This is a genomic window from Yersinia sp. 2553 StPb PI (assembly GCF_052217105.1).
GTDB lineage: Bacteria > Pseudomonadota > Gammaproteobacteria > Enterobacterales > Enterobacteriaceae > Yersinia > Yersinia enterocolitica_E.
On sequence record NZ_JAZGPX010000002.1, the window covers coordinates 3,415,030 to 3,434,857 of the forward strand.

The following is a 19,828-nucleotide window of genomic DNA, read 5'->3' on the forward strand; positions in this document are numbered from 1 at the left end:
ACAATAGGTGCCTCTTATGGGGCACTTGTTGTTTGAAATATAGCGACAGGACACCTAATGAAAATAGTCATCGCACCAGACTCTTATAAAGAAAGTTTATCGGCAATAGCAGTAGCTCAGGCTATTGAACAAGGTTTTAGAGAAATATTCCCTTATGCTGAATACATCAAGATCCCCGTGGCTGATGGTGGTGAAGGCACTGTCGACGCCATGATCAGCGCAACCGGCGGCCAAAAAATCATGACTGATGTTACCGGGCCGCTGGGTAATAAAATCCAGGCTTTCTGGGGATTATCAGGTGATAGGAAGTCGGCTTTTATTGAGATGGCAGCGGCCAGCGGACTGGAATTGGTCCCTCCCGAATTGAGGAACCCGTTAAATACTACCTCCTACGGTACCGGTGAATTAATCCGTGCGGCGCTGCAAACAGGCGTGCGTCATATTATTATCGGTATCGGTGGCAGTGCCACCAACGATGGCGGTGCAGGTATGGTACAGGCGCTAGGAGCCAAATTGCGTAACGCCTACGGCGCAGAGATTGATTTTGGTGGCGGCAGTTTACATAACATTGCCTCGATAGATGTGTCGCAGCTGGACCCACGCCTTAAAGATTGCCGCATTGAAGTCGCTTGTGATGTGACCAATCCGCTGACCGGTGAGCAAGGTGCTTCCGCTATTTTTGGCCCACAGAAGGGGGCTACGGCCGCAATGATTGTGATACTGGATAATAACCTGGTCCATTACGCGCAGATGGTTAAACAATATCTGGGAATAGACGTAGATAGGATACCCGGCGCGGGGGCCGCTGGCGGTATGGGGGCCGCATTGTTAGCATTTTGCGGTGCACAGTTGCGCCAGGGCGTGGAGATAGTCGCGGAAGCATTAGACCTGGAAACCTATATCAAAGACTGTCATTTCGTTCTGACCGGTGAAGGCCGGATAGACAGCCAAAGTATCAATGGCAAAGTCCCGGCCGGTGTCGCTCGATTAGCCAAAAAATACAATAAACCAGTGATTGGTATTGCCGGCAGCCTGGCTACCGATGCCAACATTGTTCATCAACATGGTGTTGATGCTATTTTCAGTATTATTTACCATATTTGTACACTTGACGATGCACTCTCTCAGGCAACTGAAAATATCAGAACTGCTTCTCGCAATATCGCCTCTGTTATTAATATTGGCATAGCCTCATTTGATATCAAAGCATCAGCATAATAAAAGCCCGCGTACCCCTTTTTAACATAGCCCTTTGTCGAAGGGCTTTTTCTATATGCGTTTTTAATGTCAAAGTATGTCGGCGATAAATGACCTTTTCGTGATAATGCTCACCTGCTTTTGGGCTTGCGAACAAAAATAGACACTAAACCCATTAGCATCTAGGTCATCCGCACAATGCCTTGCTCTTTTTAGCGGCGTATACTTATTTACAAGCTAGTGAGCATTATGTTTAAGACAAATAATGGCTGTATTGATAAAAATAACAGTTATGTTATCAACATAATTATCGTACCCAAAAAAATTAAAGGGTATATAAGGGAAATATTATGAGCATTTGTAATAGTCCTGTAGACAACCCGCTTTATATTAAAGTACAGGACGCGGATAATGTTGCCATTGTGGTTAATAACAATGGCCTATGTGCTGGCACCCGGTTTAAATGTGGCCTTGAACTTATTGAGCATGTGCCACAAGGCCATAAAGTGGCTTTGGTCGATATTCCTAAAGGCGGCCCAATCATTCGTTATGCTGAGGTGATTGGTTTGGCAGTGCGGGATATCGCTCGCGGCGGCTGGATAGATGAATCGTTGGTTGAATTACCTGCCGCACCTGCACTGGAGACCTTACCCCTTGCCACCGCAGTCCCCGAGGCTCTGCCACCACTGGAAGGTTATACCTTTGAGGGCTATCGCAACGCTGACGGCAGTGTCGGGACCAAAAACCTACTCGCGATTACCACCAGCGTACATTGCGTCGCTGGCGTGGTGGATTATGTGGTCAATATCATTGAGCGCACCCTACTACCCAAATATCCCAATGTCGATGGCGTAGTTGCACTGAATCACTTATATGGCTGTGGAGTGGCAATCAATGCCCCAGCAGCGGTAGTGCCCATTCGCACTATTCATAACTTGGCCCTTAACCCCAATTTTGGTGGCGAAGTGATGGTCGTCGGTCTCGGTTGTGAAAAGCTCCAACCCGAGCGGCTGCTGGAAGGGACACCTGACGTGCAGGTTATCTCACTGGATGAAAGCAATATCGTGCGCTTGCAGGATGAGAAACACGTCGGCTTCCGTTCCATGGTCGATGACATTCTGCAAGTAGCGGAAAAACATCTACAACGCCTGAATATGCGCCAACGTGAAACCTGCCCAGCCTCTGAATTGGTGGTCGGTATGCAATGCGGTGGCAGTGACGCTTTTTCTGGCGTAACCGCCAACCCTGCGGTGGGCTATGCTTCGGACTTACTGGTGCGTTGCGGCGCAACCGTCATGTTCTCTGAAGTCACGGAAGTGCGTGATGCTATCCATCTGTTAACCCCGCGGGCGATTAACGAGGAGGTTGGCAGAAGGTTACTGGAAGAGATGAAATGGTACGACGACTATCTCGAAACCGGCAAAACCGATCGTAGCGCCAACCCTTCACCCGGGAATAAAAAGGGCGGATTGGCAAACGTCGTGGAAAAAGCACTCGGTTCCATTGCCAAATCCGGCCGCAGCGCCATTGTGGAAGTGCTTTCACCGGGGCAGCGCCCCACCAAGCGTGGGCTGATTTTTGCAGCCACCCCAGCCAGTGATTTTGTCTGCGGCACGCAACAGTTAGCATCTGGTATTACCGTTCAGGTATTTACCACCGGGCGCGGCACCCCTTATGGTCTGGCGGCAGTGCCGGTAATCAAAATGGCAACCCGCACTGATCTGGCTAACCGCTGGCATGACCTGATGGATATCGATGCCGGAACCATTGCGACAGGTGATGCCACTATTGAAGAGGTTGGTCAGCAATTATTTGAATTTATTCTGGATATTGCCAGTGACCGCAAACGGACGTGGTCCGATCAATGGGGGCTGCGCAATGCCTTGGCGGTGTTTAATCCGGCACCAGTGACCTAAGTATCAGTGAATCATCAGGCCGGGTGACACTCACTCGGCCTGCTCTTCTTGCTATCACATCTATCTCTACTCCTGCTCGCCCAATTGAAGCGCCACATACAGCAGCAAGCGATCATCAAAGTTCGCTAAATCTAAACCGGTCAGTTCGGAAATACGATTCAACCGATACTCCAGGGTATTGCGATGAATAAATAACGCTTTGGCAGTAGCCGTTGGCTGCACGTTATTACGGAACCAGCAGGCCAGAGTGCGCCGCAACAGACCGTTACTGTCCATCGCCCGTAATTTAGCCAGTGGTAAGGCTAATTCATTGGCCTGCCAGCCACCACGCAAACTATCAAGCAATACCGGTAACACCAAATCCTGATAGTAATAGCTGCGTTGCTCCGGCATCCGTTGCTTACCGACCGCCATGGTAGTACGAGCGGTACGGTATGAGCGCGCAATACTGCCCGGCCCGGTAAAGAAATTGCCAAGCGACAGGCGCACTCGCAAGCGGCCCCGCTCAGTCATGCGCGACAGCAAAGACTCCATACGCCGCCGGTGATCAATAGCATCCCAGCGGCCATGGCTATTTAGCGCCGGTTTAAGCACCACCATCTCAGTCAGTGAAACAATCGCAATCAGATTATTGCGCTCTGGCGTCGTCAACAGGGTTTGCAGCTCTTGTAATTCCGACATAGCACTGTCGACACTCAACTGGCCGCTGTCCACATCCACCACGGCTACGACCCGTGGTTCATTGATATCCACCCCAAGGCGCTGCGCCCATTCAATCAGTGCCGGTGATATCTCTTCGGTGCGGATCAAGTTCAATACCAACTCTTCACGCAGACGGCTATCCTGCGCCAGCAGATGCACCAACCGCGCCTGCTCCATCATCATCTCTGCTGCCATGCACACCAGTTCGCCATATTGACGTAGTTGCCCCGGGTTGCCGGTTAGGCCAATCACCCCCACGATTTCGCCCTCAAGGCGCAATGGCAGGTTGATCCCTGGCCTCACCCCGTGCAACTGGCGAGCAACAGCTTCATCGATATCGACAATCCGGCCATGAGACAGCGACAAGAGCGCCCCTTCATGCAGTTCGCCAAGGCGCTCTTCATCACCACTACCAATGATCCGCCCTTTACCATCCATCACATTAATATTGGTATCAATGATCTTCATGGTACGGGTAACAATATCCTGGGCTAGCCGGGGGTCAAGATTATATACACTCATGAATGGGCCTCAGTCTGGGCTGATGCACCAGCATATGAGGTCTGGAAGGGGAATACATTGGACAAACGCCCAATTCACACCACAAAGAAAGAGAGTTGAGGGACGGGTCACATAAATGGCAAGACCGGGGGCATGTTGCTGGCAAAGTTGAGCGCCAACGAGGAAATCAGGGCCAATCAATCGTTAGCCCTGATAGAGATTTACCGGTGAATGGTTATGACCAAAAACGTGTTATTTACTTTCTTGCGCTGATTTACCGACAGCCATCCCCATCGCCAGCGTGGCGGCAATATTGCGTGCGGTCATAAACACATTGGCTGCCGCATTATCCAGTGCCTGCTCCAGAGTACAGATACTGTAGATCACGCTGAATACCGCATCCAGACCATGCTCATACACCACATCAACATCATCTGTCAGGCTACCGGCAATACCAATCACTGGCTTATTATAACGTTTGGCAACTCTCGCGACACCAATCGGCACTTTGCCGTGAATGGTTTGGCTATCAATGCGCCCTTCGCCGGTAATAACAAATGTCGCGTCCCTAACCAAAGCGTCCAGACCAAGAGCATCGGTAACAATATCAATACCGGGACTTAAGGTTGCACCGCAAAACGCCAGTAATGCCGCGCCTAAACCACCCGCCGCGCCAGCGCCTTCAACCTGGTCAACATCAATATCAAGATAACGTTTAATGATACCTGCATAATGCTGCAAACCGTCATCCAGTTGGCTAACCATCTCAGGTGTCGCCCCTTTCTGCCGCCCAAAAATAGCCGATGCCCCTTCACTGCCAGTCAGTGGATTGGTGACATCACAAGCAACATCGATTTGGCACTGCTTAATCCGCGGATCCAGTCCTGAGATATCAATAACATCCAGTTCAGCCAGCTTCCCGCCGCCAAAACCAATCTGCTTACCCTGCTTATCCAGCAGTTTGACACCCAGCGCTTGCACCATGCCCGCACCGCCATCATTGGTGGCACTGCCACCGATGCCGATAATTATATGTTTGACCCCCTGATCCAGCGCATTACAAATCAATTCGCCGGTACCGTAGGAAGTGGTTTTCAGTGGGTTGCGCAGTTCTGGTGGAACCAGCTCTAGCCCGCTGGCGGCCGCCATTTCAATAAAAGCCGATTTTTCATCACCGGATATTCCGTAAAAAGCCGCAACTTCGTCACCTAACGGGCCGGTCACATTGACCTGAATAATCCGGCCAGTGGTGGCCGCGACCATGGCCTCAACGGTACCTTCACCACCATCCGCGACCGGCAATTTGATATATTGTGCATCGGGAAATTGAGTGCGAAAACCCGCTTCAATCTGCACCGCAACATCCAGCGCAGATAAGCTTTCTTTATAAGAGTCTGGGGCGATGACTATTTTCATAAATGATTCAATCTCATGAGCTATCCAATACCGCACAGGCTCCGACGTTATAAACCGGCCGCTCAGGATAACGGAATGCTTACCAGTATAGCCCTGTTACCCAGTAGCCCGGCACCCGCAGGCACCGGTGCCACCGATTAACGAGTGACTTCAACTTTAGCCAATTTCTCGTAATAACACGCCAATGCACTGTGGTCAGCGGTGCCCAAACCATCAGCTTTCAGCGCCTGCATCATCTCCATCACGGCTGCGGTCAGGGGCAACTGAGCACCGACGCCATGTGAGGTGTCGAGGGCATTAGCTAAGTCTTTGATATGTAGATCGATACGGAAGCCTGGTTTGAAGTTACGATCCATCACCATCGGTGCCTTGGCTTCCAACACGGTACTGCCTGCCAGACCACCACGGATCGCTTGGAATACCAGATCAGGGTTCACTCCCGCCTTAGTTGCCAGCACCAAGGCTTCAGACATCGCGGCAATATTCAGTGCGACAATCACCTGATTGGCCAGTTTAGTCACATTACCAGCACCAATATCACCAGTATGCACCACCGATCCCCCCATGGCTTTCATCACCTCGAAACAGCTCTCGAATACCGCTTTATCACCACCCACCATCACTGACAAGGTGCCATCGATAGCTTTTGGCTCACCACCACTGACTGGCGCGTCCAACATTGCAACCTGCTTTAGTGCCAGCGCTTCACTGATTTCACGGCTAACCAGCGGTGCAATCGAACTCATATCAATCAGCACAGAACCCGGTTTAGCACCTTCAATAACACCGTTTTCACCCAGTACCACTTCTTTTACATGAGGCGAATTAGGTAGCATGGTAATGATGATATCGCATTCTGCTGCCAGTGCTTTTGGCGTCGTTGCGGTGCGTGCGCCAGCCGTGATCAATTCATCCAGTACCGCAGCATTACGATCGAGGACAGTTAATGAGTAGCCCGCTTTCAGCAGATTTTTACTCATTGGTTTTCCCATAATCCCTAAACCAATAAAGCCGATTTTCATTTATTACTCCTCAATTAAGTCGGAAGGCCGTCAACGCGGCAGTACTAAACTGTCAAAACAGACTGATGGTTATTTTTTAAATTTGTCGCATAACGCCTGAGTCGCGCTACGAAATACGCCCAAATCACTGCCAACAGCGACAAAGGTTGCCCCCCATTCGAGATAACGGCGGGCATCAGCTTCAACTGGCGCCAAAATGCCGCTCGGCTTACCCTGTGCTTTAGCGCGATCAAAAATATGACGAATCACTTTTTGTACTTCGGGATGATTGGGCTGCCCCAGATAACCCAGTGCCGCCGACAGATCGCCCGGTCCAACAAAAATACCGTCCACCCCATCAACGGCGGCGATAGCATCAATATTATCCACCCCTTGCTGGCTTTCGATTTGCACCAGTACGGTGATGTTGTCGTTGATGGTGGCAAAGTAGTCGGGTACGGTGCCGTAATTGTTACCGCGATGAGACACAGAAACCCCGCGGATCCCCGCCGGTGGATAACGGGTTGAGGCAACCGCACGTATGGCTTCTGCTTCGCTTTCAACAAACGGGATCAGGAAGTTATAAAAACCGATATCCAATAAGCGTTTTATAATGATGGGTTCATTACAGGGCGCACGTACAACCGGTGCGCTATTACTGCCTTTCAGCGCCATGAGTTGTGGAATAAACGTCGTAACATCGTTCGGCGCATGTTCACCGTCCAGAACCAACCAGTCAAAACCCGCCAGGCCCAGCACTTCGGCTGAAATATGATTTGCCAGTGCACTCCAGCAACCAATAAGGGTTTGCCCTTGTTGTAGGTTGCGGCGGAACTGATTAGGATAATTTTGCAGACTCATTTTCGATCCTTATAATTGAACGCCCGGATGGAACGACGGCTCGATGCAGGACGTGATGCAATTCAGGTTGCCAGCGCACACCGCAGTGGGTGTTAGTCGTTAATTTTGCGCCTGTTTTGTAAGATTTTTTCTATTTACGGTTCACGATGATCATTATAGAAACCCCGTTCCAATAAACCATCAGGCAAAAGAACAGGAATTATGAGTTATTCACCAATCGTTATAGGCAGATGCACAATAAAATGCGCCCTGCTTCACAGACTGCTAAATAGCAAAAATCGTGCGGTGATTTTGTCGTTATAAATTAACAAACAACTAAAGGGTAAAGAGTTAGAAAAATGTCGCCGTAGTAATGATAAGGTACAGAGTCTGCTGGCAGAAAATGTCCATACCTGCCGATGTCTATTAATCAGTACGCAGGGTATAGACTATTTGCACCATAGGCGGTGGTAAACCACACTTGCCAGATAAGCGGTTGGAGGAGAGCAACGTGCAACGTGAACAAGTTTTAAGCAGTGCGCTCAATCTATTGGAGCAGCAAGGACTGGCAAACACCACGCTGGAGATGCTGGCAAAAGAGGTGTCAGTTGAAGTCAGTGATCTGGCCCGTTTCTGGCCGGATCGTGAAGCTTTGTTGTATGACTGTCTGCGCTTTCATGGCCAGCAGATAGATACCTGGCGGCGACAATTGCAACTGGACGAGACCTTATCACCCAAACAAAAGTTACTGGCGCGTTACCAGACGCTAGGTGAGCAAGTGCAGAATCAGCGTTACCCCGGTTGCTTATTTATTGCTGCATGCAGTTTCTATCCCGATAATGAACACCCGATCCACCAGTTGGCTGAACAGCAGAAACAGGCCTCACTACTCTATACCCAAGAGCTGTTGCAAGAGATGGACGCTGATGATGCAGCTATGGTTGCACAACAGATGGAACTGATTCTGGAAGGTTGTTTGAGCAAACTGCTGGTTAAACGTCAACTCGTCGATGTTGAAATTGCCAAGCGCCTGGCTGAAGATGTATTGGAAGTCGCGCAATGCCGTAAAAATGGCGCACTGGGTTAAGTAATTTACCACTAAGTTTTATCGCTGCCCTGAGATAATTTCTGGTTCTTTTGTCTGAAAAGAGAGCAGTCAGTACAGTTTTAGTGGTTTTAAACCATAAATTCGTTGACGATCAGCGGCCAATACGGTTTAATGCGCCCCGTTGCCCGGATAGCTCAGTCGGTAGAGCAGGGGATTGAAAATCCCCGTGTCCTTGGTTCGATTCCGAGTCCGGGCACCACTATTTATAAGGCCTCGCTGCAAAGCGGGGCTTTTTCGTATCTGGATTCTGCTCTATTTCCGCTCCGACTCCCTATCCATTACTGACACGATTTCAATAGATTTCCCCCTGTAAGCATCCCGCGCAAACAAACTATTCAATTTTAGAGATCTTTCGACATATTGATGATTTGTGCGGCGGAGACACCTCTCTTCATGAGCAATGTCCTTATATTGTGGATGAGTTATTACCAGAATAGCCGTGTATTCGTTTTTTGAAGAGCAGCTCGGGGGTTAGCCAACCCATCCAAAATAATAAAAACAAAAAAGAGGTACTGCTTTCGCGCAAGGTGGCAGATTAATTTACTGTGGGGCAGGCACTTCTGGTCGCTTGGTGATGTTGGATGCGAGCGAATGCCCGCCAATTTATGGTACGCTGCGAGAAATGGTCGTAGGGCTGATCGCTGGCGGTAATACTGCTATTTTACAGGCAGTTGAAAATGCAGAAGATAGCCGCAAAATGGGTGAGCAATACCTGCATAACCTCAATTTTAATGCACATGATGTGTTAGTGGGCATTGCAGCAAGTGGCCGCACACCTTATGTATTGGGGGCTATGGCCTATGCACGCCATGTTGGCACTAGCGTAGTGGCTATTTCCTGTAATCAAAATAGTGAAATGAGTACAACCGACACTGTAAAACAGCCATTATGATGATCCTAAGTGGTATGTCTGCTGAGGAAGCTAGCGCTATCCTTAACAAAAATAAGGGATTTATCGGTAAAGCGCTACAGGAGATTAAAGTATAACTATGGCGAAAATAACCGGCACTACGATAGACCAAATTTTACTCTTCACGGGCGGGAGTAAAAATATCATTGTCTGCGGAAACTGCATGACAAGGCTCCGTCTCACCTTAAAAGACCGTCAACTGATACAACATGACGACCTGAAAAAAATCCCTGGAGTGATGGGGGTGGTGAACAGCGATGATCAACTGCAAATCATTCTCGGGCCGGGCAAAGCCCAGACCGCCAGCGAGATGATGAACAAGCTCCTGGGTTCTGAACCGCAGCAGGGACATGAAAGTGCTCAGGATGTTGATTTGCAGGTGCTAGCCAGCCAGACAAAACAGCAAATGAAAGCGAAACAAAAAAGCGCTGTTCATAGTTTTCTGGCCAAATTCGCCACCATTTTTACCCCACTCATTCCAGGGTTCATTGCCGCAGGATTACTATTGGGGATAGCAACATTACTCCAGCAGACACTGGCATTGGACGGCGTTATTCAGTCTCCATGGCTGGCGGCACTGATTGCATACATGAAAGTATTTAGCATCGGCTTGTTCACTTTCCTTAGCATTCTGATTGGCTTTAATACGCAGCAAGCCTTTGGTGGGACGGGGGTCAACGGCGCAATTATCGCTTCGCTATTTATTTTACGCTATGTGCCGGAAGGTACCGTCGGCTACTACGGTGGCATGGAAAACTTCTTTGGTCTGGCAATTGACCCGCGCGGCAATATCATTGGGGTTCTGTTGGCCTGTATCTTGGGCGCATGGATTGAGCGACAGGTGCGCCGTTTTATCCCTGATAATCTGGATATGATCCTGACATCGGCGATAACGTTACTCGCTACAGGAGCAATCACTTTCGTTGTTATCATGCCAGTGGGTGGCGAGCTGTTTAAGGGGATGTCATGGCTGTTTATGCATTTGAATGGTAACCCGTTTGGTACTGCCATTCTGGCAGGGTTATTCCTGATTGCAGTAGTGTTTGGTATCCACCAAGGGTTTGTTCCGGTCTATTTCGCCTTAATGGATGCACAAGGATTTAACTCATTATTCCCTATTCTGGCCATGGCGGGTGCCGGTCAGGTGGGTGCGGCACTGGCACTTTATGCTCGTTCGCCAAAAGGTTCAGTCCTGCGGACACAGATTAAAGGGGCTATTTTCCCTGGGCTACTGGGGATCGGTGAGCCGCTTATTTATGGCGTAACGTTACCACGCCTGAAGCCTTTTATTACCGCATGTTTAGGCGGTGCTGTCGGCGGCTTCTTTATTGGCCTTGTTGCCTGGTTGGGATTACCGGTGGGCCTGAATACCGTGTTTGGCCCATCTGGCTTGGTATCTATTCCTCTGATGACATCAGCCCAAGGTATTTTCGCCGGGATGCTGGTGTATGTGGCTGGTCTGGTTATTTCGTATATTTCCGGGTTTATCCTGACGTGGCTTTTCGGGCATAAGGATGTCGATTTAAGTTGATCTCGTGCTAAACGGTTTGGCCCTGCCCGGCAGGGCCAGCTGAAATCTTTCCGTTATTTTTATTATTCTCATCCCCATATCAACCGAACTCACCTGTTCCTATCGACACCAAGTCTAGATGACCGACTCATCCAGCCAGAATGTTAGCAAGCCGCGACTGATGAGCGCCTTGTTGTAAGCTGTCCAATGGATGATATCGAACCTTTGTTTTGCCACGAGATACTGCAATATCATCAGAAATGTGGTGATCCAAACCTGATTAGGGCTAAAAGTTCGATTTATTCAACAAAGATCTTATTTTTATAACTCAGTTAGTTGACTGATAATTAAGTGCCTTCGCTAATTTAGAATCTGGTTTCGCCAGTTTATCTAAACGCTTTTCATCAATGCTGTTCAGCTGGCCTAAAGCTCTTGCCGTTTGACCTGAATGCCCTATCAGTTGCTGCTTGGGTACATTCACCATCAGGGTTGCGGCGTCTTCCAGAGCCTTGATATAGTCATCTTGCTTATGCAAATTATAACGTTTTAAATCCATCTTACTGCGTAATAGCTGTCCCCAATAAAACTCGAGGAAAGGTATTTCTTTATAAGGCTTACCCGTTTCAGGGTTAAGATTTTTATCAGACTTATCGTAAGATATACCGCGTAGATAATAGAGTATTGAGCGATATGGATCGTCCTGAAAAGCACTCGTCCCCAGGGTTGCAGGCAATTGAGAGAACGTAATTGGTTTCCCCTCGGCATCAATAGGGAGAAAATGTTTAAGTTCAGTCATCTGTTGTTCGAACTGAGCTTGAGTAAATAACGTTCCGTCGTTGTCACGGCTTATATTCTGCCTGACCAGTACGCTTAAGGTCACATCACCGCCACCACCGGGTGCATCCCAAAAGCTGTTAAATGCATGATGACCATCAGTCAGGTAAAGTTTCCCCATTGGTCCGATATCAACCGTGTTCATATCAGCTTTATTGGTTCCTATAGCCTGTTTACAGGTATATGAAGTGGGATCTTTCGGTGTTGATGACAGGCTATATTTAGCCAGTTTCCCTGCCCCTTGAACTTTACACAAATCGTTGAATAAGTGCTTTGAATCGCTAGCATAATCAGCCAAATCACCTGCAATCTGGAGCTTACCTACGGTTATTTGGGTCGGATGCAACTCACTGAGCTTAATTTGAATAACATCGCCGGGTTTAGTGAGTAAGTCGTTATGGGGAAGAGATTGTGCCGCGCACAAATTAACTGAATAGAGTATTAGTCCACAAAATAATAAAATAGAGGCCGAAAATAACTCGCTAGCCCATCTTACCTGGGTAGCTCCAGCCTGATATAAGTAATTTTTGCTCAAAGACACATTGAACTCCTCAAGTGGACATTAACATTTCCTACCAATTTCATTGGCATATTGATTAAGCGTAGAATATCTCCCCCCTCGCAGTAGCACGTACTGCGAACATTATCTGGCGTTTATGGCAGTTGATACCCTATTTGCAATACCAGCGTAGGTTCCAGAGGATAATAATACCCAGAAAATATCGACCATGAAATTAGCGTATCGATTAACCTGCCAGATAAAGAGATGCTCCAGTTTATCAGATGTTACATTGAAAGCCATATGCAATAAAACCATCATTTACACTGGTTTGTGATGCAGAAGCATTAGGTTCATAAAAGTCTCCATTTTGAGCCAAAGCAGGAGATCTACATGCAGCAACAATGGTTAATATAGTGATGAGTTTTTAATTATTCACTCTCTGATTACAATAAGGGACGTATAAACACGACGCGTTGCCCTATTGATTGATGTGGCTAATCCATCTGTCAATCAATACAGGGGAACTTAAATAAACGCTGGTATAACTTAAAAAATTATAATTAACTATTCCAGCAAAATAAATTTAACTATTCCATCTAAAGTAGCAATATAAACACATTGGGATCCCTGTTATTTTTTATCAAATAATAGGAACTGGAGATAATGAGATCGGTGAGTGACGACTCGTTATTTTTTCAATCCTATAATTGTGTTAACACTTTAGTATTTATTACTATTCAAATCCTCCACACCGCTGATGTTAATCATAACTATCACGTATAAAACTGTAGACTATTTTAGTTTTAAATAAAGTTTAATCAAACTGTCTGTTTAATTGATACTGTTTAATGTGCAGCTTATGTGATAGCACGTTAGCACCATTAGATAACAGCGGATAGGTTAAATAACCTTAGTTATCGTGGTGAAAAGACACTAAATGGTTTCGAGCTGATTAAGTTTAATGGCTTTGGCTCTAACAGTGAGCTTTCAAAATGGCATGATCGTGGAGGGTGTTTATGATTACTCGCTGGTGCATAGTGTGGATGCTAATGCCGCTAAGTTGACAATATATTCGTAAATTAAAATAGGCTAGAGTGATTTTAACAGGGATTCATTATGAATGATCTCATGACTGATATACTAATCGGCATCTCTATATTTATCGCATCTATAGTTTCCTCATTTGTTTTTGTATTTTTAATAAGATAATTTACGTTTAAAATGACAAGTTGAGAGGACGTTAAGCATTGATGCTCAACAATGTCTATTTTCAGTTAGAAGACATTGTTCTTGGCTCACTCTCCTACAAAACTCAAATGGATAAGTGTTAAAATACGTCAACGCCAGAGTATCCCCCCATTAGATACAAAAATAGGTTTCCCCTCGTAGATATGAAATGTTAATCATTTAGTTAAATAATACTAAAGAAATTTTCCATGTCATTTTACAAAAAAACAAATCAAGAAAATTCCTACAGCGATATGTATCATATCCTATATTTAACAAAATAAATTATAGCTATAATCACAGCATGATATAAAAACTCAATCATTAGTATGCCATATAATATTAAATACACTGTGGCGTAGCCTACACTCCATATTTACTAAAGTAAAAATGGTTATCGAGAACGGTTCAATTACATTAAAAACACCAATAATATAACCACTTGTTAATAAACAGATTTTTACTTAAAAAAATGAGAGATATAATATGCCTGCCTTTAAAAAAACTCTAATCGCTATTGCCTTTACATCAATAACAACGCCTGCTTTTTCCCAAATTATAGTAAATGGCACAACTGTAAATGCCCCTGATGGGACAGTAGTAGATACTGGCTTGATTAACGATTTTTCTGGGCATGCAGCAACGGTATCAAATGGTGGCGTATTAATTGCTGACGGTGATATCACATTAACGACTGGGGGTAATGCCGCTGATACTTTATATGCTTCTGGGGCAGGCTCACGTGTCGATTTTTTACACGGAAGTACATTAACCACTACAGGGACTGGCTCACACGGCGTGTATGCGCAAACTGGCGCCAGTGTTAACTTGAATGACGCAAATATTTCAGTTTCAGGGGCAAATGCCTCCGGCCTGTCACTGGTCTCTAATAGCCAAATTTCATTAAATAACAGTACCATTTCAGCAACAGGTGCCGGTGGCAAGGGTATAGCTGCTAATAATAGTTCAGTAATTATCAATAACTCTAGATTGACAACAACAGGTGCTTATCTCGGCTCAAGTGCCAGTGCTTTACAAATAGCAAATGGTTCACGAGGGAGCATGACCGGCTCATACGCCAGTACCGGTGGAGCCTCTGCCGCTGCGGTCTTCGTTGAAACAACAAATAGTGCAAATACTCAATTTGATATCATCGACAGTACCCTGGAAACATTCGGGGCGGGTACTGCGCTAGTCTCTTCTGAACTGAATGGTAATGGATCATCTTTAGCTACTGTCAGTGGAAATACGCAAATTATCACTCATCAGGCAACCGCAGTAAGTGCGAGAGGGCCAGGTGGTAAAATTGTTATTAACCCAGGAGCATCGGTTAAAACCCTCGGCGCTAATAATACCGCTATCCAGGCAGTTTTAGGCGGCCAGGCTGATATTACGGGTAGCACTATCAGTACAGCCAGTAATGGTGCAGTAGCCATGATGGCCAGTTCCGCGAGTTCTATTATTAGTCAGGGCAATAACATCAGTACGGTGGGTAATAATGCGTATGCTGTTCAGGCTAATGACAGTGGGACCACTGTTAATGTGACTAATACCAATATAGTTACTAGTGGTAATAACGCTGATGCAGTGAATAGTAACACACAAGCAATTGTGACTATGAATCAACAGAATGCCAATATACATAGTCAAAACGGCAAAACATTTAATGCTCTTGGTGGCACCATCAATGCAGTCCTTGATAACAGTAGTGTTATTAACAATGGCATATTAATAAATGCAGATACCGATGCTAGCCTGGCGAACTTTGGTATCGTTAATGTTAATGCAAACGATATGGTTTTAAATGGTGATATCCAGTCAGGTTTAGGTAGCCAAGCTAATCTCAGCATTAACAATACACAATGGAATGGTCTTGCACGTAATGGCGGCCAGGTGAATATTGATAGTCGCGCCATGTGGAATATGATGGCAAGTTCTGACGTCGCTGAGCTGACTAACGCCGGGACAATTAATTTCTCCAATCCTATTGCAGGCGACGTATTAACTGTCCATGGTGACTATATTGGTAATAACGGTAACTTATTGTTTAATACTGAATTAAATGACGACAACTCCATAACGGATAAAATGATCGTCGAAGGTAACACTTCAGGGAACACCTTCGTCAGCGTGACTAACGCGGGTGGCACTGGCGCGACAACGTTAAACGGTATTGAATTGATTCAGGTTAATGGCTTATCTGACGGTGAGTTTATTCAAAAGGATCGTATCGTTGCCGGTGCTTATGATTATTCATTGATGCGCGGTTCTGATGCTAATGCCAATAACTGGTATCTGACTAATGCTGTTATTCCTACGCCACCTTCAGACCCAACAGTTCCATCTGCTATGACTGAGCGTCCAGAAGCTGGCGGCTATACTGCCAACTTAGCCTCGGCTAATAATATGTTTGTCACTCGTTTGCATGATCGTTTGGGCGAAACTCAGTATATCGACGCACTGACTGGCGAACAGAAAGTAACCAGTATGTGGTTGCGTAACGAGGGTGGGCATAACCGTTTCCGTGATTCTCAAGATCAACTGAGCACACAGGCTAACCGTTATGTGCTGCAATTAGGCGGAGATATTGCTCAGTGGAGCAATAACGACATGGACCGTTTCCATCTGGGCGTTATGGCTGGGTATGGTAACAGCAAAAGCACCACCATCTCGCAAGTGTCCGGTTACAACGCTAAAGGGTCAACTGACGGTTACAGCGCCGGTGTCTACGGGACCTGGTATGCCAACGAGGCCGATAAGTCCGGCTTATATGTCGACAGTTGGGCGCAATACAGCTGGTTCAACAACACCGTTGACGGTCAAGATTTGAATACTGAAGAATATAAGTCTAAGGGGATAACTGCCTCGGTTGAGAGTGGTTATACCTTCAAAATCGGTGAAAATGCCGCTAAAAATGCCACCTACTTTATCCAGCCTAAAGCGCAGGTGACCTGGATGGGTGTGAAAGCTGACGACCATAAAGAAGCTAACGGCACGAATGTCTCTGGTGAAGGTGATGGCAATATTCAGACCCGTCTGGGTGTGAAAGCCTTTATGAATGGCTATAGCAGCCAGGATAAAGGTAAAGACCGAGTATTTCAGCCATTTGTAGAAGCAAACTGGATCCATAATACCAAAGACTTTGGTGTCACTATGGATAACGTGACAGTGAAGCAAGATGGAGCCGCCAATATCGGTGAATTAAAAGTGGGTGTTGAAGGCCAAATCAATAAAAAAGTTAACCTGTGGGGTAATGTTGCCCAGCAAATCGGCAACAAAGGTTACAGTGATACCGCTGTAATGCTAGGTGTGAAATATAATTTCTAATCTAGATTTCTATATTAGATATAAGTAAATAAAAATCAGATGATTATGGCCTGCTACAAATAGCTGAAATCTTAAGTTCTAATAAACTTAGCTATCAATTTTTCTGGCAGGCTAATTGACTTTCCCTTTAGATAGCCGCTGTTTTCAGCGAAGCATTATTGGGGGAAGGCATGGCGATTTTTGGCCTTTAGCAATGATGTTCACTACGGCTATATTTATCTTTCCGAGAGTATCATCAGTAAATACATCACTATTTCGCAGTGGATTTTCTTATTTTCATTCATTAGTTAAAAATAAAAGGAATTATTATATGAACTATTTTATCCTCAGTCAGTGCGGGCTTATGTCTTTCTCTTTCAAAATACTATTGAATGATGTGCTATACCAACATTCAGAAGACTCAGTAATAAGGGTTTACCGTTCTATTCCCTCACTGATAAAAAATATAGATGGGAAACTCAAGCTGATACTACTTGACATTACTGGATTCAAACATAGTGAAGTTCATGATCTATTAATTAAAATAAAGTCATCCCACAATGTAGGGATTATTTTATTTTGTGACAACTACTCTGACCTGTCTAACCTCCCTAATATATATCATGCAGTCATATACAGAAAAAGTAATATGCCTTACATCAAAAAAACAATAGGGACAATATGTCACAACCGCTATGACGGTCATTTCATACCTCTTGATGACGATAATCTTGTTAAAAATAAATTAACTAAACGAGAAAATGAAACATTACAATGTATTATATCAGGTTTAAATTCTGTTCAGATTTCAAAAAGGTTATCACTCAGTTATAAAACCGTCAGTGGCTATCGTCGTAGTATCTGTAGAAAATATGGCATTAACAATTTAAATGTTTATTATTTAAAATATAGAGAAGAAAGTCAGTAGCCGCGAGCCTCATTAACGTAATAGGACATACACTACCGCAAAAGTAGTCGCTAATCGTGCGGGCTAGAGTATTAATGGAAAACTTGCCCATTTTTTCAAAGCTACCCTATAAACTGGTGTACCAATCTAGTTGCAAGATCGGCATTTTCTGCATCAAAGTTGGCATTATCCCCATCACAAAACCCATGATGGCTGCTGAATATGCGGCTATCAACATTAGGATATTTTTTTAGTTCACTTTGCAGGATTGTCGTGTCGAAAGAAGCCTCATGTCGGGCAAGGATGACAAGGGCTGGACAAGGTGGCGCAATATCGCTGTGCTCGCGGATACGTGAACCGTAGTGGCAGACAACCCTTGCACATAACCCGCTTCTGGCCGCAAGCGTGGCTCCAACACTAAATCCTACGAGGATAAGATTGTCATACTGTGGCCGCAGAGTCTGGAGCAGAGTAACGATATGGGATGTGTCAAAACCTACATTTTCAATAAAATAGCGATATGCCTCATTCTGCTGTGCATAGCTAAATGGCTCATCACGCCCAATAAGATTGAGGCAATAAACGTCCCTCTCCATCGCATGATATTCATGACACACCCGCCTGATATGCGGATTAATACCATAAATCTCATGTAGTACTACGATGGCGGTATTGCTTCCACATTTTAGCTCTAGCATTAGGCGTTATCGATTTCCGTTTTGTGCACCCAGGCTGACAAATACCATTCGGCAGTAAATGGTAGGACACTCCGCACTGTCACTCACTCATGTAGAGATTTTGTGCTCACTACATCATCGAAAAGTCACACAAAAAATAACTTTCAATATCAATTTATTATATAGCCAAACTATTTTCTACATCGTCTTCCAATCCTTGCGCTGATTGAAGACCAAAATGACTATTACGTCTCACATTGAGTAAAATCACCCCATGATTTGCCACTAACCTCTAAATGAGCAGCATAACTAACCAGAATTACGATTTATACTATAATAAACAATAAGATGCCATACACTGGCTTCGGTGATGTGAAGCCAGCATTACGCTAATTGAAAATAACTACTCTTCTGTCACTGGCATAAACTCGGCCAATTTCTGCTTCTGTTTACCCCGGTCATCCAGGTTAGCTGAGCTTAGCCAAAGCTGTATAGCTCGCCGAATCCCTGGCCATTCACTCTCGATAATAGAATACCAACGGGTGTCACGACTATGCCCTTTGGATACTTGTATTTGTCTGAAAGTACCTTCGTATTGAAATCCCAAGCGTTCTGCCGCTTGAATCGCTGGCTGGTGCAAACTGTCACACTTCCACGCACATCGCCGGTATTGCAAAGTATCCAGCGCATAGGATAGCAAAAGAAATATTGCCTCAGTGCTGCATAAAGTACGTTTCATCAACGGTGACCAGTTAATCCAACCGATTTCTACCGCCCCATTCTCGGGGTCAATGCGTTGTAACGCGATAAAACCTACTGCTTTTCCGGTGGAGTAATTGATGACTGAATAAAAGAGAGGGTCCTTACTTGCACTAAGAGAGGCAATATAATGGTCACATTGCCTAATTGTGATGGGGCGATTAATGTGAAAGTAAGTCCAGTCACGCTCGTCATCAATGCTGTGCCAGGCTTCAAATAGATCCTTGCTATGCTTGATATCAATAGGTTCAAGGAGGCAATAGTCTCCTTTGAGGATAATCCGTTGGGGAGTTGTTCGAGGCAACCAGTCGGGTAATGATTTGCCCAGTGCTTGCCCATAGATATTTAATTCTGTCATTATAAATCATACCTGTGTTATGAAATTTATAAGTTTTCGGCAAGTTTTTCAAAAAACTCAGTGAATCCACCCTAAAATAATGTCACTTTGATCTTTAACTTTTCCAATCGTGCTGATTTCTCCAAGAAGAAAGTGATATTGGCCGTGCCCATAAATT

At 45.5% G+C, this 19,828-nt stretch carries 13 protein-coding genes, 1 tRNA gene and 1 pseudogene; 8 read left to right on the plus strand and 7 right to left on the minus strand.

Features of this window, described 5'->3' with window-relative positions; genetic code table 11:
* Positions 1-57: 57 nt before the first annotated feature.
* On the plus strand, positions 58-1,218 hold the full coding sequence (locus V2A84_RS17145; protein WP_442848991.1) for a glycerate kinase: 1,161 nt from the start codon (positions 58-60) through the stop codon (positions 1,216-1,218).
* Positions 1,219-1,547: 329 nt separating this feature from the next.
* Entirely contained in the window at positions 1,548-3,113 is a 1,566-nt protein-coding gene (garD, locus tag V2A84_RS17150) for a galactarate dehydratase (protein WP_420073539.1), read from the plus strand.
* A gap of 66 nt (positions 3,114-3,179) precedes the next feature.
* Here the strand turns inward: garD and V2A84_RS17155 are convergent, their stop codons facing one another.
* The 4 genes from V2A84_RS17155 to garL all read right to left on the minus strand — a co-directional run bounded on the left by V2A84_RS17155 (position 3,180) and on the right by garL (position 7,594).
* Complete coding sequence (locus V2A84_RS17155) at positions 3,180-4,337, minus strand: CdaR family transcriptional regulator (protein WP_019211377.1); 1,158 nt, start codon at positions 4,335-4,337, stop codon at positions 3,180-3,182.
* Between the two features lie 231 nt (positions 4,338-4,568).
* A complete protein-coding gene (locus V2A84_RS17160; RefSeq protein ID WP_083161026.1) occupies positions 4,569-5,732 on the minus strand; it encodes a glycerate kinase in 1,164 nt (387 codons plus the stop codon).
* A gap of 137 nt (positions 5,733-5,869) precedes the next feature.
* The gene (garR, locus tag V2A84_RS17165; protein WP_083161028.1) at positions 5,870-6,754 is read right to left on the minus strand and encodes a 2-hydroxy-3-oxopropionate reductase; all 885 of its coding nucleotides are present in this window, start codon (positions 6,752-6,754) and stop codon (positions 5,870-5,872) included.
* 69 nt (positions 6,755-6,823) lie between these two features.
* Positions 6,824-7,594, minus strand: coding sequence for a 2-dehydro-3-deoxyglucarate aldolase (garL, locus tag V2A84_RS17170; protein ID WP_372557801.1), 771 nt, complete (start codon positions 7,592-7,594; stop codon positions 6,824-6,826).
* A gap of 490 nt (positions 7,595-8,084) precedes the next feature.
* Between garL and V2A84_RS17175 the strand changes: the two genes are divergently transcribed.
* The 4 genes and pseudogenes from V2A84_RS17175 to murP all read left to right on the plus strand — a co-directional run bounded on the left by V2A84_RS17175 (position 8,085) and on the right by murP (position 11,122).
* The gene (locus tag V2A84_RS17175) at positions 8,085-8,660 is read left to right on the plus strand and encodes a transcriptional regulator (protein ID WP_083161032.1); all 576 of its coding nucleotides are present in this window, start codon (positions 8,085-8,087) and stop codon (positions 8,658-8,660) included.
* A gap of 144 nt (positions 8,661-8,804) precedes the next feature.
* Positions 8,805-8,880, plus strand: a tRNA-Phe gene (locus V2A84_RS17180).
* 315 nt (positions 8,881-9,195) lie between these two features.
* Positions 9,196-9,668: pseudogene (locus tag V2A84_RS17185) on the plus strand (N-acetylmuramic acid 6-phosphate etherase); the annotation flags it as partial.
* A 2-nt stretch (positions 9,669-9,670) separates the two neighbouring features.
* Complete coding sequence (gene murP, locus V2A84_RS17190) at positions 9,671-11,122, plus strand: PTS N-acetylmuramic acid transporter subunit IIBC (protein ID WP_083161034.1); 1,452 nt, start codon at positions 9,671-9,673, stop codon at positions 11,120-11,122.
* A gap of 307 nt (positions 11,123-11,429) precedes the next feature.
* Here the strand turns inward: murP and V2A84_RS17195 are convergent, their stop codons facing one another.
* Positions 11,430-12,476, minus strand: coding sequence for a ParB/Srx family N-terminal domain-containing protein (locus V2A84_RS17195; protein ID WP_083161036.1), 1,047 nt, complete (start codon positions 12,474-12,476; stop codon positions 11,430-11,432).
* A gap of 1,674 nt (positions 12,477-14,150) precedes the next feature.
* Here V2A84_RS17195 and V2A84_RS17200 point away from each other — a divergent pair.
* On the plus strand, positions 14,151-16,991 hold the full coding sequence (locus V2A84_RS17200; protein WP_083161038.1) for an autotransporter outer membrane beta-barrel domain-containing protein: 2,841 nt from the start codon (positions 14,151-14,153) through the stop codon (positions 16,989-16,991).
* Positions 16,992-17,301: 310 nt separating this feature from the next.
* Positions 17,302-17,898, plus strand: a complete 597-nt coding sequence (locus V2A84_RS17205) for a helix-turn-helix domain-containing protein (protein ID WP_193784744.1) — start codon at positions 17,302-17,304, stop codon at positions 17,896-17,898.
* A 101-nt stretch (positions 17,899-17,999) separates the two neighbouring features.
* On the opposite strand, the gene V2A84_RS17210 is transcribed toward V2A84_RS17205, so the two are convergent.
* Positions 18,000-18,575 (minus strand): dienelactone hydrolase family protein, encoded by a 576-nt coding sequence (locus V2A84_RS17210; RefSeq protein ID WP_083161042.1) that lies wholly within the window; start codon positions 18,573-18,575, stop codon positions 18,000-18,002.
* 382 nt (positions 18,576-18,957) lie between these two features.
* A complete protein-coding gene (locus V2A84_RS17215) occupies positions 18,958-19,671 on the minus strand; it encodes a GNAT family N-acetyltransferase (protein WP_083161044.1) in 714 nt (237 codons plus the stop codon).
* Between the last annotated feature and the right edge of the window lie 157 nt (positions 19,672-19,828).

Excerpts from the sequence above, each read along its gene's own strand:
- V2A84_RS17145 (WP_442848991.1), top strand. The coding sequence starts at position 58 with ATGAAAATAGTCATCGCACCAGACTCTTATAAAGAAAGTTTATCGGCA.
- garD (WP_420073539.1), top strand. The coding sequence starts at position 1,548 with ATGAGCATTTGTAATAGTCCTGTAGACAACCCGCTTTATATTAAAGTA.
- V2A84_RS17155 (WP_019211377.1), bottom strand. The coding sequence starts at position 4,337 with ATGAGTGTATATAATCTTGACCCCCGGCTAGCCCAGGATATTGTTACC.
- V2A84_RS17160 (WP_083161026.1), bottom strand. The coding sequence starts at position 5,732 with ATGAAAATAGTCATCGCCCCAGACTCTTATAAAGAAAGCTTATCTGCG.
- garR (WP_083161028.1), bottom strand. The coding sequence starts at position 6,754 with ATGAAAATCGGCTTTATTGGTTTAGGGATTATGGGAAAACCAATGAGT.
- garL (WP_372557801.1), bottom strand. The coding sequence starts at position 7,594 with ATGAGTCTGCAAAATTATCCTAATCAGTTCCGCCGCAACCTACAACAA.
- murP (WP_083161034.1), top strand. The coding sequence starts at position 9,671 with ATGGCGAAAATAACCGGCACTACGATAGACCAAATTTTACTCTTCACG.
- V2A84_RS17200 (WP_083161038.1), top strand. The coding sequence starts at position 14,151 with ATGCCTGCCTTTAAAAAAACTCTAATCGCTATTGCCTTTACATCAATA.
- V2A84_RS17205 (WP_193784744.1), top strand. The coding sequence starts at position 17,302 with ATGAACTATTTTATCCTCAGTCAGTGCGGGCTTATGTCTTTCTCTTTC.
- V2A84_RS17210 (WP_083161042.1), bottom strand. The coding sequence starts at position 18,575 with ATGCTAGAGCTAAAATGTGGAAGCAATACCGCCATCGTAGTACTACAT.
- V2A84_RS17215 (WP_083161044.1), bottom strand. The coding sequence starts at position 19,671 with ATGACAGAATTAAATATCTATGGGCAAGCACTGGGCAAATCATTACCC.